Consider the following 13,097-nt stretch of genomic DNA (forward strand, 5'->3'; position numbering starts at 1 on the left):
CCTCAGGCTTCGGGGTCGTCGAGTTCCCGCACGACGTTCATGGCGGGCGAGTCCTTGTGCAGGTCATCGGCCTTGGCTCTGAGAATCTGCCACTGCTCAAGATCGATGGCACCTTGGCCGAGCAAATCGTCAGCGATGCGCTGCAGATCGAAGTAATGGGCATCCGGGGATTGTTGCCAGTACGTCTGATCGTCAAACATTTGCTGCCAGGTCGTCAGGTCTGGAGATTTCAGTTCCTCGCTCATGGATCGGATCCTCGGCCATGTTCCTCGGTAGAGGGGGCATCATGGACAGAGTTCCAATCGATTCCTTCGCAGGCATGGTGCGCGGAATCAGTACCCGGTCATTTCCAGATAGCCCTGCCCGCCCCGATTGCCGCTCAGGCGCACCGGCCCTTCCCAATACGGAATGCGCAGGTTCATCCAGGCGTCGGGGTTGATTGCATCGAGGGTGATCTGCAGGTTTTTTTGCGGAATGTCGATCGACCAGCGCACCGGCATCGAACGGCCGGCGACCTTCGCAGTGCCTTGCGGGGTCAGCTTGATCTGCTCGGCGTGCAGGGTTTCGGTCTGGCCATCGGCGGCAATCCACGTGCCGGTCAGGTACGGCGCCCCTTCCTTCTGGCGCATGCGGTACAGCATGACGTGTTCGCCGCCGTCCAGATGCAGGGAGAACCAGTCCCAGCCCGTCTGATTGGCGGTCAGCGGCTGGCTGCTCCATTCGCGGTCGAGCCAGGCCGGGCCGTTGACGGTGTAGGTCTGACCGCCGATCTGCAGGGTGCCGCTGGCCTGGAAAAACGGCTGGCTGTAGTAATACGACGCCTGGCCCTGTTCGGATTTCTGGCTGAAACCCTTGTCGCCCTGCAGCACCAGCGGGCGGCTGGAGGTCAGGCGCAGCTGGTAGCTGAAGTTCTTGTCCCGGGCGCTGAGTTGCAGGTCGGCCAGCGGATCGCTCGCCTGACTGACGAAACGCCAGTCATCGATCCACGCCTCGAACGGCGCCGCACGCACCCCGGCCTGCCCGACGCCGCCACGGGCGTAACGCTCGGCGGCGTGGTGGACGCTGGCCGAGGTCACTGCCGCGTGCCCGAGCCAGATCGTCTGGTTGGCCCAGCCCGGTTGCTGCGGCGAGGCGTTCAGGGCGCTGCGGAATAACGTCCACTGCACGCCGAAATCGTTGCCCTGCGCATCCTTGAGATTGGCCGTCACGTACCACCATTCGATGCGAAAGCCGTCATGGGCGCCGTGATCCGCCGGGAAGCTGAACACCCGCCCCGGCACCACCGGTGTAAACGCCTGCGCCTGAGCGCCCATGCCGGCGAAACCCTTCTGCTCCGCTGTGGGGTTGTCGCAACCACCGAGCAACAACGCCAAAAACACCAGCGCAAACCTAGTCCTCATGAGCAAACGTCCTCAGCAAGTCCGCCGGTTGCGTGCGGTACAGCGAATACAGCGGCCACGCCGAGGCCAGCAAGGTCGCCAGCAGCGCCAGCCCCATCAGTTGCAGCAACTGCCATGGAAACACCCGCAGCGGCAGACGCCAGCCAAAGGCCTGCACGTTGATCACCGCGTCCAGACACCACGCCAGACCGATGCCCAACGGCAAGGCCAGCACCAGCGTCAGCAGCGCCAACAGCCACGTTTGCCCGAGGTTGAGCAGCATCAATTGCCGCCGCGTCACACCCAGCGCCCACAACGGTGCGAGCTGGCCGAGGCGGCTCTGGCTCTGGGTCAGCAGGCTGATGAACAGCGCCACGCCGGCGACGGCCAACGTCAGGCTATTCAGCGCGGCGGTCGCGGCAAAGGTGCGTTCGAAGACTTGCACCGACCAGCCCTTGAGTCGCGCCTGATCGACGATCCGGCTGTCATCGAGCTGGAAGCGCGCCTGCAAGGCCGTGAGCAGCGCCGGGATGTTCGGCGGGTCGATGCGCAGGTTGAAGCGGTTCGGCGTCAGCTGCGGCCAACCGCGCAACAGGTGATTGCTGTTGACCAGCACATGGCCCTTCGGATTGCCGTAGTCGGCGTAGATCCCGACGATACGCGGCGACCACGACCCGCCCGGCGTGGGAATCGTCAGGTGATCGCCCGGCGTCACTTTCAAGCGACGCGCCAGTTGTTCGCTGAGCATCACCGCGTCGTCCTTGGCCAGCGCCGCCCACGGGTCATCACCCCGAGATTCGAGCAACGGCCAGTGCTGGCGATAGTGCGGATGATCGATGATGCCGAACACGTCCGCCGGCCAGCCTTGCAGCGACACCGAAACCTGCCAGTTGGGCATGATCGCGGTGACGCTCGGTTGCTGTTTGAGCCAGGTGGACAGCTCTCGTGCCTGCGCCGGGTTGCTCGGATTCAGATAAAGCTCGGCGGTGAGCCGTTGTTCGAGCCAGTCGTTGAAGGTCTGGCGGAAACCGGCGGTCATGCTGCCGGCGCCGATGTTCGCCGCCATTGCCAGCAGCAGCGCCATCAACGCCAGGCTCAGCGCCGGCAATTGCTGGCGGCAATCGGCGAGAAACCACTGCCCGAGGACCGATCGGCTACGCCCGAGCAAACCGTTGAGCAGCGCACTGAGCAACACCGGCAACGCCAGCGCCGCGCCGAGCAACAGCCCCGCCATCAACACAAAACCGCTGGCGAGACTGTTGCCCCACACCAGCGCCGCCAAGGCAATCGCCGCACACACGCCGGCCACCCAACCCTGACGCCGCAACCAGCGCGCATGTTGCTGATGCCAGGCTTGCGGATCCGCCACCGCCAGCAACGGCAGCCGCGCCGCCCGCAGCAGGCTGTTGGCCCCGGCCAGTAACGCACCGAGCAGACTCAAGCCGATGCCGCTGAACCACCACCACGGACTCAGACGCAACTGCCCCGCCACTTCCGCGCCGTACAGACCGCGCAGGCTGGCGGCGACATCCGGCAACAGCACGCTCGCCAGCCAATAACCGCTGACCACGCCGAACAGCCCGCCGATCAACGCCAACGCGCCGAGCTCGACGATCAGGCAAGCGATCAACATTCGCGCACTGACCCCGCAGGCCCTCAAGGTGCGCAGCAATCCCCGGCGTTGTTCAAGCGCCAGACCGATGGCCGCGTGGACGATGAACAAACCGACAATGAACGAGAGAAACCCGAGCGCATTGAGGTTGAGGTGGAAGCTTTCGGTCAGACGCGCAAGGTTGTTTTCCTCGCCACTGCTTTTGAGCTGCAACTGGCCTTTGAACGCGGCCGGGACGTCGGCGTGAAAATCCTTCGGCAGCAGCAGACGCGACAGTTGCTCGGGTTGTTCGAGCACGCGCTGAGCGGCGCCAATGTCCACCAGCAGCACGCCGGGGGCCATGTCGGTTTGCGCCCGCAGCGGCGGCAGCGTCTGGCCGGTTTCGCTGGCCGGGGTCGCGCCCTCGGCGAGGTTCAGCGCCCGCAAGGTCTCGGGAGAAATCCAGGTGCTGCCCGGGGGGGTGAAGAATTCGACAATCCGCTCGATCGGCATCGCCTGCCCGGCCACTGCACTGTCGCCGGGCAAGGACACTGGCTCGATGCCCATCAATTGCAGGCGCTGGTTTTCGTGGTCCTTGAGCGTCAAGCGCCCTTGCAGCACCGGCGACACCGGCCAGCCCAGACGCCGCAGGTCAACGAACCATTGTTGCGGGAACGTTGCGCCGTTCGGCGTACTGAGGCTGGCCTGAGGTTCGCCGCCGATCATTTGGCTGGCCCGCGCGTAACTGTCCCGCGCCTGACTGTTGAGGGCTTCGACTCCGGTCAACAGGCTGGTGGCCAGCCACAACCCGGTCAGCACACTGAAAAACTGTACCGGATGGCGCCGCCAGTGACTGAGCAGCGCCATCAGCGCGTGACGGAAAACCTTCACGTCAACCGACCGCTGGACAGCACCACGCGCTCCGCCAGCCGCGCGGCCACGCGCTGACTGTGGGTGACCATCAGCAAGGTGGTGGGTGTGTCGTCGAGCAATTCCAGCAACAGTCGCAGCACTTCGTCGCTGGTGGCTTCGTCGAGGCTGCCGGTGGGCTCGTCGGCCAGCAGCAGTTTCGGTTGCGCCGCCAGCGCCCGACCGAGCGCGACCCGCTGTTGCTGGCCGCCGGAGAGTTGTTCGGGATAGCGCTTGAGCAATTCGCCCAGCCCCAGACGCTGCACCAGATGCTGCTGCCAGCGCGGGTCATGCCGCCCGGCGAGCCGCGCCTGAAACGCCAGGTTGTCCTCGATCCGCAGGCTGCCGATCAGGTTGTACTGCTGGAACACCAGACCGATTTCGGTGCGCCGCCAGTTGGCCAGTTGCGCCTCGTTCATGCGGTCCAGCCGATGTTCACCGCTGCTGATGCTGCCGCTGTCGACCTTGTCGAGCCCGGCGATCAGGTGCAGCAGCGTGCTCTTGCCGCTGCCCGACTCGCCCATCAGCGCCAGACTGCTGCCGGGCCTGAGCGTCAGGTCGATGCCTTGCAGCACCGGCAACGGGCCTTGCGGGGTGAGGTAGCTTTTGAAGACGTTTTGAACCTGGAGCATGCCGCCATCCGATCGATCCGTGTCGGCCAAGGATAGCGGATACCGACGCGTTACTGACCCACCGCCACACTCGTCGGCGCTTCACCCGGCGTCACGATGCTGTTCAGGTCGATGTGTTTCCACTCGGGTTTGGCCCCCAGCCGCGCGTTGAAGCGGTAGTTGAAGGTGAATTCATCCGCCGTCGCCACGCTCAACGGTTTGCCGTACACCGCTTCGATTCCCGGCAGGTCGTAGCCCATCAACTGCAACAGGGTCGGGAAGATGTTGTAGTGACTGGAGCGATCCTTGTTCGCCGCCAGTTGCGCCGACCAGTCGAGTGTCTGCAACTGATCGCCCTGAATCACTACCAGCGGCACCAGCCCTTCTTCCTCCACCGGGTCGCCGCCGCAGTGAGTGTTGAGCCCGGGATTGCCGCGTTCGTGCAAGTCCTGCCCGTGGTCGGAGGTGTAGATCAGCAGCGCGTTGTTCAGATTGGCCTGGGCAAACACCCGCGAAAAGAACTCGCCGACATTCCACAGCACCGTGTTTTTGTAGGCATTGCGATACAGCACCCAGTCATCCGGCTGGCCGTTGAAGCCGGTGCGTTCACCGGTGTCGGCGACTTCCGTGAACTGCCCGCGGGGCAAGGTCGGGCGGTAGGCCATGAAGGCGTCCGGGTATTTGTCGTGAACCGGGAAATGCGCGCCGACCTTGTTGATCAGCACCAGCTGCGGTTTACCGTCGTTGAGCAGTTCGATCAGCTTGGCGGCGGCAGCCATGTCGCGGTCGCGCACGCTGGTCTGGTCGAATTGCACGAATTCGTCGATGTCCTTTTTCTCGGCATCGTTCATCAGGTTCTGCAGGTTGCCGCCGGTGCGCTGAGCGTCGATGTAGACCGTGCGCAGGCCGGCCTTTTTCGCGTACTGCCAGATCGACGGCAGCGTGCTGTTGATCCGCATGTAGTCGGCGCGGGTGCCGCCGTAGCGCAGGGTGATGTTGGTGTCGGCGCTGCAATTGGCGATGGACGCCGCGTAGCCGTAATTGAAGATCTCGACGCCGGGACGGGCCTGCTTGAGGTTGCTGTGCACGCCGAACGGCGCGTTGATATCCAGGTAATTGCCGGAAATGCTCTCGTCGATGATCAGCACGATGTCGTGGCCGACCGCCGGGCCATTGCGCGCCAGGGTCACCGGCTCACGCGGACCGACGGTGTTGTGCAGCGCTTCGTAGCCGAACAGGTTCAGATAGGCCAGCGGCGTGTACATGATCGGCAACCCGCGCGCGCCCTCCCCGGCGCGCACGAACAGTACGGCGCTGAGCAGCAACACACCGCACAACGGCGCAGCGATCCGCAAGGCGTTGGGCACCGGGATCGTGTGCCGGGGCTTGAGACCGATCCCGAACAACAGCAACAACCCGTTGAGCAGCCCGTGGATGATCGCCCCCCGGTACTGATACGCCGCTTCCTGGATGAAGCCGCCGGAGTACACCAGTGAGACAAAACTGCTATAGGTCAGGTAATCGGCGGTGACCCTCGTGTAAACGTCGAAGAACACCGCCGAAACAAACAGGGTTAATGCGAACAAATGCCGAATGAAAGTCTGACGTATATAGGCTGTCAGTAATAATGCGAAAGTCAGCGTCAAAAACATCGCGCCAAAAAGAAGTACTGCCAGACCGATACCCATCGCATTTAAACGGTCAAGGTAATATTCGGAATAAAGCAATAGATAAATAATTAAAAGCAGTTCTTTCAGATATCGAAACATGGCAATTCCGGAGTGCGTCCGACGAGAGGTTGTCAAGGGTTTGTCGGTCAAAATCTGACACTAGCACCGGGCCATTAAAGCGCAAGAAATGTCGGACATAATCAAAAAGCGTCAAAAAAACGTTGACTCAAATCTGACACACCCAAGTCGTTAAAACCCTTGAAATACGTGGCCTACGACCGTTTATCGTTTTCTTCGAACACGTCAAGAACGGGACAAATCCAGCTACAGCAAGCACTTGATGGCCTTTCGCCCCCAAAAATGGGGGTGTTATACCCTTGCAACATGTCATTTTGCTGACACGCTTTTCCCACGCTGCGCTATACCCCTTTTGACAGTTCCATTTTCAATCTTCCATCACCGTCTTACGAGGCACGCCAATATGGACGTGAGCGTATTTGGTACGGGCTATGTTGGCCTGATACAAGCAGCCGCACTTGCCGATGTCGGACATCGCGTATTGTGCGTCGATATTGACCCGAACAAGATTAAACAACTGCAACAGGCGGTACCGCCTATTAGCGAACCGGGTCTTTCGGCAACTTTGGAAGAAAACATCAAGGCCGGGCGTTTGTTATTCAGTACCCAGGCCAGCGATGCGGTGGAACATGCCGAACTGATCTTCATCGCCGTGGGTACGCCAGCCGACGAAGACGGCTCCGCCGACCTCAGCCATGTGCTCAACGTGGCGCGGCAGATCGCAAGCTTCATGGAAGACGATCGCACGCTGATCATCAAATCCACGGTGCCGGTCGGCACGGCGGATCAGGTGCTGCACACCGCCGAAGAAGAACTGCAGCGGCGCGGCAAAAATGGTCTGGCGGTGCGAGTGGTGTCCAATCCGGAATTTCTCAAGGAAGGCAGCGCCCTCGCCGACTGCATGCGGCCGGACCGGATCATCGTCGGCACCCGCGACGAACAGGCCCGCGAACAGATGAGCGAGCTGTACGCGCCGTTCTGCCGCAACCACGAAAAACTGATGTTCATGGACAACCGCAGCGCCGAGCTGACCAAGTACGCGGCCAACGCCATGCTCGCCACCCGCATCAGCTTCATGAACGAGCTGGCCAACCTCACCGAACTGCTCGGCGCCGACATCGAAGCGGTGCGCAAGGGCATCGGCTCCGACCCACGCATCGGCTATCACTTCATCTACCCGGGCTGCGGCTTCGGTGGCTCGTGCTTTCCCAAGGACCTGCGCGCCCTGCTGCACACCGCCGAACACAACGGCATGCCATTGAAACTGCTGCGCAGCGTCACCGACGTCAATGACGCGCAACGGCACATTCTGTTCAGCAAACTCAGGGCGCAATTCCCTCAAGGCCTGGCCGGCAAATCCATCGCGATCTGGGGCCTGGCGTTCAAGCCGAACACCGATGACATGCGCGAAGCCCCGAGTCGTTATCTGATGGAAGCGCTGTGGGCCGAAGGCGCCAGCGTGCAGGCCTACGATCCGGAAGCGATGTCCGAGTGCCGGCGCCTTTACGGTTACCGTAATGACCTGCATCTGTGCGCCACCCGCGACGACACCCTGGAAGACGCCGACGCGTTGGTGATCTGCACCGAGTGGAAGAATTTCCGCGTGGTGGATTTCGAGCTGCTGGCCAGCAAGCTGCGCTCGAAAGTCATCATCGACGGACGCAACCTCTACAACCCGGAACAAGTCGCAGCCGCCGGCCTGCACTACAGCGGCATCGGTCTGCGCCACATCGCGCCTGACGGGTTGCGGCCATGAAAATCCTCGTCACCGGTGCGGCCGGGTTCATTGGTGCTCATTGCGTGCTGCGGCTGGTGCGCGATGGGCATCAGGTGATCGGCCTGGACAATTTCAACGGCTACTACGATCCGCAGCTCAAGCACGATCGGGTGGACTGGGTGCGCAAGCAGACTGGAGATTTCCAGCTTGCCACGATTGATCTGGCCGACGCGTCGGCGCTGCAAGCACTGTTCAGCAGTGAACGACCACAAGTGGTGGTGCACCTCGCGGCGCAGGCCGGGGTGCGCTATTCGCTGGAAAATCCACGGGCCTATCTGCACAGCAACCTCGATGGTTTCCTCAACATCCTGGAGTGCTGCCGCCAGTACCCGGTCGAGCACCTTATCTACGCCTCGTCCAGTTCGGTGTACGGCGCCAACCAGCGCACACCGTATTCGGTGCAGGACGGCGTCAATCACCCGCTGTCGCTGTACGCCGCGACCAAGAAAGCCAATGAATTGATGGCCCACAGCTACAGCCATCTGTTCGGCATCGCTTGCACCGGGCTGCGCTTTTTCACGGTCTACGGGCCGTGGGGCCGGCCGGACATGTCGCCGATCCAGTTCGCCAAGGCCATCAGCGAAGGCTCGCCACTGAAGCTGTTCAACTACGGCGAGCATCAGCGCGATTTCACCTACATCGACGACATCATCGAAAGCATCGCACGCCTGATCGAGCTGGCACCCCGGGCCAATCCCGAGTGGAACCGCGAACAACCCGACCCGGCCAGCAGCATGGCGCCGTGGCGCTTGTTCAACATCGGCGGCCAGCACCCGGTGGCGCTAAAAACCTACCTCGCCCTGCTGGAAAAACACCTCGGCCAGAAAGCCGTGGTCGAGCTGCTGCCGCTGCAACCGGGCGACGTACTCAATACCTGCGCCGAGGCCAGCGACCTGGCCCAGGCCACCGGGTTTCAGCCCCGGATAGAGCTGGATGAGGGACTGGGGCGGTTTGTCGCCTGGTTCCGCGATTACTACCCCACTGCCTATCGCCCACGCGCCGTTCGCGGCTGAACATCAGCGGAGGACTCCATGACTGGACTTGAGAAAGGTATACCGATCCAACAACTGGTGCGTGACAAACGCATGGATCCGGAACAGCGAATGCGCCTCGACGCGGCAATTCACCGCCAGGGCCAGGGCTGGATGACCGGTCGAGAAGGTGGCCGGCCGTGGCAACTGTCGCGCACCAATCGGGTGGTCGCCTGTCTCGGCGCCCTGATGATTCTGCTGATGATTTCGCCGCTGCTGATCGGTCTGGCGCTGGCCATCAAGTTCACCAGCAAAGGCCCGGTGATGTTCGTGCAGAAACGCACCGGCTATCGCGGCCGCAAGTTCGGCATGTACAAGTTCCGGACCATGGTCGCCAACGCCGAAGAGCTCAAAGAGTCGCTGCGCCACCTGAACAAGCACGGTGCCGACGCCATCGACTTCAAGATCGACCAGGACCCGCGCATCACCGGGATTGGCGGCTTCCTGCGGCGCACCAGCCTCGACGAGCTGCCCAACCTGATCAACGTAGTGACCGGCGACATGCGCCTGGTCGGCCCTCGCCCGACCTCGTTCAACACCTACCGCTACAAGGACAGTCACCTCGCGCGTCTGGCGATCTACCCCGGCATGACCGGCCTGTGGCAGATCTCCGGACGCAGCAATATCGACTTCGACCAGCGCGTTGAGTTGGACCTCAGCTATATCGCCGAGCAGAGCCTACTGCTTGATCTGAAGATTCTGTTGAAAACCCCCTTCAAAGTATTCAGCGGCCACGGAGCAAGCTAATGGACGGTTCAACCAACAAAAGCCTGAGCATCGCCAGCCCCAGCGAGTCGAACCTGACCTCGACCGTGCTGGACCTGGATCTGCGGATCCTGTTCCTGACCGCCGCCAACCCCGGCGCCGGCACCACCACCAGCGCCCTGGCCATGGCCAGTCAACTGGCGCAGATGAGCAGCGGCCAGGTGTTGTACGTCGACGCCAGCCAGTCGGCGAGCAACCTGACCCAGCAACTGAACCTGAGCAAGGAGCGCGGCCTGCGCGACCTGTTGTTCAACCCGGACAACCCGCCGCTGTTGCAAGACTGCGTGGTGCAGGTGTCGAGCCTGCCATTCCACGTGCTGCCCAACGGCCGGCCGATCCGCACCCTGGAGCACCTGACCGCCGAGCGTCTGAGCCCGTTGCTCGATCAACTGGGCAGCCAGTACCGCTTTGTAGTGATCGACGGCGACGCGGTGTATTCGGCGGCCGACACGCTGGTCATCAGCACCCAGGTCGACGGCGTGGTGTTCGTGGTACGCGCCGAAGACACTCGCTGGGAAGTTGCCCAGGCGGCGGTCCAGCGCTTGACCCAGGCCGGGGCGAAAGTGGTCGGCAGCGTGTTCAACCGACGCAAGTACTACATGCCTAAATGGCTCTACAAAAACCTGTAAGCAACCGCAAAGGATGACGCCATGAACGCCAGGATTCTTGTGCTGCTGATGCTGCCGCTTGCAGGCTGCTCGAGCACCTCCGAAACCCAGAACATGCCGGTGAATATTCTCACCGCTACCCCGGCCAACGCCCAGGCCACCGACATGCCGAAGGTCGAGCAGACCCTGCGCCCGCAGGATGTGCTGGACGTGATCTTCCACATCAGCACCAGCGGCTCGGACGCTTATCGCGTGCAGCCGGGGGACCAGATCGGCCTTAACTTCACTGCTGCCAGCCAGCTCAATGGCAACCAGTTGGTGCTGCCGGACGGCACCATCGAACTGCCGGGCGCCAACACCTCGGTGAAAATCGCCGGGCTGACCAGCGAAGAAGCGCGCCAGGAAATCCAGCGCGCCTATCAACGCAAACAGTTGTTCCAGCCCAACCGCAATCAGTTGACGGTGCAGATCATCAGCCCGCTGACCAACGAGCAGAACCTGAAAAGCGCCCTCAACCACCCGGCCACCGGCATGAGCCGCGAGATCACTGTCGGCACCGACGGCTACGCGAGCTTCCCGGAAATCGGCGCGGTGCCGCTGCAAGGCATGACCGTCAACCAGCTCGAAGCCTTCCTCAACAAAAAGTACGCGCAACTGCCGGGCCGCATGACCGTGGACGTGCTGCTCAAGTCCACCGCCGGCAACGAAATCTATGTGCTGGGTGAAGTCGGCCAGCCGGGTTCCTACCCGATCCGTCGGCCGGTGTCGGTGCTTGAGGCACTGACCCTGGCCCGCGGCACCAACGTCAAGGCGCGGCTCGATTCGGTGATGATCATGCGGCGCAACGGCAATCAGGTGCAGGCGGTGCGGTACGACGTCGAGAAAGCGTTGTCGGGCGAGGCGCCGCAAATCGCCTACCTGCAACCGGACGACATGCTGTACGTGCCGAAAACCAAACTGGCCAGCGCCGGCGAACTCGCCCGGCAACTGGCCGACGTGGTGCTGTTCCAGGGCGTGGGCTTCAGCTTCGGCTACCGCGTCGACAACAAAGACAGTGACAGCAACTGAAGCTCAGGTGACCGACATGAACCCAAAGGAAAACTACCTGCATGAGTTCTTCAGGATCTTCTTCGCCAACAAGCAACTGGTGAAACGGGTCTTCCTGATCTTTGCAGTGATCGCGCTGGTGCTGCCGCTGCTGCTCAAGCAGACCTTCGATATCACCGCTCAGGTGATCGTGCAGTCGAAAAAACTTTCACAGGGCGACGCCACCACGTCGCTGACCGTGGACAACGCCACCTTCATCCCGCCATCGCTGGCGGACATGGAAACCGAGAGCAACATCCTGCGTTCGCCGGCGCTGATCCGTCAGACCATCAGCGAGTTGCGCGACAAGGGCGAATACACGCCTTCACCGGGCATGTTCAGCAAACTGGTGAGCGAGCCGTTCAAGCGCTACATCAGTTCGCCGCTGCGCCAGTACGTGATCAACCCCGTGCGCAACACCCTGGGGCTTGAGACCGATCCGGTGCGCGACACCGCGCTCGATGCGCTGACCCAGGATGCGATAGACAGCCTGAAAATCGAGACCCTGCCTGGCTCCAACGTGATCTCGATCATCTACAGCTTCCCCGATCCGCATCAAGGCACGACCTTCGTCTCTGCCCTGTTGCAGAACTATCTGGTGAGCCGTCAGGCGCTGCAGTCGATCGACCTGCCGCAATCGTTCTACGAAACCAAGAAACACCTGTATCAGGTGCGCCTCGATGGATTGGAAGGCAATCGCCAGGCGTTGCTGGAAAGTGTCGGCGCGTCGGATCCGAAGGAGGAAATCACCTTCCGCCTCAACGCGATCAACACCGAAGAGCAGGCGCTGAACCTGTATCGCGACCGCCTGCTGCAAAGCCAGCGCTGGCTCGAGTACCTGAAGACCGCGCTGGCCGCCGCCAGTAACAGCAAACTCAACGACTACACCTTCCCCTACACCTTCACCACCACGGTCGACAACGTGGCGTTCGAGGATCGGGAAATCAAACAGATGGGCGAGCAACTGACCACCCAGGTCAGCCGCTACATGAACGATCTGGCAGTGTTCCAGCCCGGCAGTGAACCGATGTTGCTGACCCGCGAGCAGATTGCCCGCACTCGCCAGCAGTTCCTCAAGGTGGTGAGCAACCGCATCCAGGAGCGCACCAACGATCTGGCGGTGGTCCAGCAGGTGATCGATCAGAAAACCGCGCGCATCGCCGAGTTCAAGAACCGTATCCACGAGCTGCAGCAAACCCAGAGCAAGCTGCGGCAGATGGACACCGAGATCGATGCCCTGCACGCCGCGTTCTCGACCTACGCCCAGCGTTTTGCCGAAAGCAGCACCACCCGTTCGCTGAGCGATGACCTGTCCAACGCCCGGGTGTTGAGCCCGCCGTTCGAACCGACCGAACCGGCGTTCCCCAAGCCGATGCTGATCATTCCGTTCGGGCTGTTCACCGGTTTGCTGCTGGCGATTGCACTGGTCTACGTGCGTGAGTTCTTCGACCACCGCTTCAAACACCCGGCGCAAATCAGCCACGAACTGGGCCTGCCGGTGCTGCTGGTGATCAACGACCAGAACGCGCAACCGAGCAATCCGCACAAGAACTGGACCGTGCCGAGCTTCGTGCACTGGGTGCGCAATTGAA

Annotated in this window: 11 protein-coding genes; 6 read left to right on the forward strand and 5 right to left on the reverse strand. The window is 62.0% G+C overall.

Translation table 11 applies throughout. The annotated features are described in order from the left end of the window. Positions 1 to 2: 2 nt before the first annotated feature. From CAF76_RS25310 to CAF76_RS25330, 5 genes are all read right to left on the reverse strand, one after another. Complete coding sequence (locus tag CAF76_RS25310; protein ID WP_085648819.1) at positions 3 to 245, reverse strand: hypothetical protein; 243 nt, start codon at positions 243 to 245, stop codon at positions 3 to 5. An 87-nt stretch (positions 246 to 332) separates the two neighbouring features. Further along, entirely contained in the window at positions 333 to 1,400 is a 1,068-nt protein-coding gene (locus CAF76_RS25315; RefSeq protein WP_085648818.1) for a lipocalin-like domain-containing protein, read from the reverse strand. Next, positions 1,390 to 3,861: an ABC transporter permease gene (locus CAF76_RS25320; RefSeq protein WP_085648817.1), complete on the reverse strand. Its 2,472-nt coding sequence runs from the start codon at positions 3,859 to 3,861 to the stop codon at positions 1,390 to 1,392. The genes CAF76_RS25315 and CAF76_RS25320 overlap by 11 nt, the downstream gene beginning before the upstream one ends. After that, positions 3,858 to 4,511 carry an ABC transporter ATP-binding protein gene (locus CAF76_RS25325; RefSeq protein WP_074687758.1) on the reverse strand — a complete coding sequence of 218 codons (654 nt, stop codon included), beginning with the start codon at positions 4,509 to 4,511 and terminating at the stop codon, positions 3,858 to 3,860. The genes CAF76_RS25320 and CAF76_RS25325 overlap by 4 nt, the downstream gene beginning before the upstream one ends. Before the next feature lie 50 nt (positions 4,512 to 4,561). Then, positions 4,562 to 6,259 carry a sulfatase-like hydrolase/transferase gene (locus tag CAF76_RS25330; RefSeq protein ID WP_039767772.1) on the reverse strand — a complete coding sequence of 566 codons (1,698 nt, stop codon included), beginning with the start codon at positions 6,257 to 6,259 and terminating at the stop codon, positions 4,562 to 4,564. 382 nt (positions 6,260 to 6,641) lie between these two features. Here CAF76_RS25330 and CAF76_RS25335 point away from each other — a divergent pair, with 382 nt between their 5' ends. From CAF76_RS25335 to CAF76_RS25360, 6 genes are read left to right on the forward strand one after another with little or no spacing between them, the layout of a single operon-like run. Next, positions 6,642 to 7,994 (forward strand): UDP-glucose/GDP-mannose dehydrogenase family protein, encoded by a 1,353-nt coding sequence (locus CAF76_RS25335; protein ID WP_085648816.1) that lies wholly within the window; start codon positions 6,642 to 6,644, stop codon positions 7,992 to 7,994. Next, positions 7,991 to 9,028: an NAD-dependent epimerase gene (locus CAF76_RS25340; RefSeq protein WP_085648815.1), complete on the forward strand. Its 1,038-nt coding sequence runs from the start codon at positions 7,991 to 7,993 to the stop codon at positions 9,026 to 9,028. The genes CAF76_RS25335 and CAF76_RS25340 overlap by 4 nt, the downstream gene beginning before the upstream one ends. An 18-nt stretch (positions 9,029 to 9,046) precedes the next feature. Then, positions 9,047 to 9,793 (forward strand): sugar transferase, encoded by a 747-nt coding sequence (locus CAF76_RS25345; RefSeq protein ID WP_039767766.1) that lies wholly within the window; start codon positions 9,047 to 9,049, stop codon positions 9,791 to 9,793. After that, complete coding sequence (locus tag CAF76_RS25350) at positions 9,793 to 10,440, forward strand: CpsD/CapB family tyrosine-protein kinase (protein WP_039767764.1); 648 nt, start codon at positions 9,793 to 9,795, stop codon at positions 10,438 to 10,440. The genes CAF76_RS25345 and CAF76_RS25350 overlap by 1 nt, the downstream gene beginning before the upstream one ends. 21 nt (positions 10,441 to 10,461) lie before the next feature. Next, positions 10,462 to 11,487, forward strand: coding sequence for a polysaccharide biosynthesis/export family protein (locus CAF76_RS25355; protein ID WP_085648814.1), 1,026 nt, complete (start codon positions 10,462 to 10,464; stop codon positions 11,485 to 11,487). 16 nt (positions 11,488 to 11,503) lie between these two features. Beyond that, positions 11,504 to 13,096 (forward strand): Wzz/FepE/Etk N-terminal domain-containing protein, encoded by a 1,593-nt coding sequence (locus CAF76_RS25360; protein ID WP_085648813.1) that lies wholly within the window; start codon positions 11,504 to 11,506, stop codon positions 13,094 to 13,096. Position 13,097: the final 1 nt, after the last annotated feature.

It is taken from the genome of Pseudomonas sp. B40(2017) (assembly GCF_002112855.1).
Classification (GTDB): domain Bacteria; phylum Pseudomonadota; class Gammaproteobacteria; order Pseudomonadales; family Pseudomonadaceae; genus Aquipseudomonas; species Aquipseudomonas pharyngis.

Coding starts and splice junctions, on each gene's coding strand:
- CAF76_RS25345 (WP_039767766.1), top strand. CDS start 9,047: ATGACTGGACTTGAGAAAGGTATACCGATCCAACAACTGGTGCGTGAC.
- CAF76_RS25335 (WP_085648816.1), top strand. CDS start 6,642: ATGGACGTGAGCGTATTTGGTACGGGCTATGTTGGCCTGATACAAGCA.
- CAF76_RS25315 (WP_085648818.1), bottom strand. CDS start 1,400: ATGAGGACTAGGTTTGCGCTGGTGTTTTTGGCGTTGTTGCTCGGTGGT.
- CAF76_RS25325 (WP_074687758.1), bottom strand. CDS start 4,511: ATGCTCCAGGTTCAAAACGTCTTCAAAAGCTACCTCACCCCGCAAGGC.
- CAF76_RS25350 (WP_039767764.1), top strand. CDS start 9,793: ATGGACGGTTCAACCAACAAAAGCCTGAGCATCGCCAGCCCCAGCGAG.
- CAF76_RS25360 (WP_085648813.1), top strand. CDS start 11,504: ATGAACCCAAAGGAAAACTACCTGCATGAGTTCTTCAGGATCTTCTTC.
- CAF76_RS25330 (WP_039767772.1), bottom strand. CDS start 6,259: ATGTTTCGATATCTGAAAGAACTGCTTTTAATTATTTATCTATTGCTT.
- CAF76_RS25310 (WP_085648819.1), bottom strand. CDS start 245: ATGAGCGAGGAACTGAAATCTCCAGACCTGACGACCTGGCAGCAAATG.
- CAF76_RS25355 (WP_085648814.1), top strand. CDS start 10,462: ATGAACGCCAGGATTCTTGTGCTGCTGATGCTGCCGCTTGCAGGCTGC.
- CAF76_RS25340 (WP_085648815.1), top strand. CDS start 7,991: ATGAAAATCCTCGTCACCGGTGCGGCCGGGTTCATTGGTGCTCATTGC.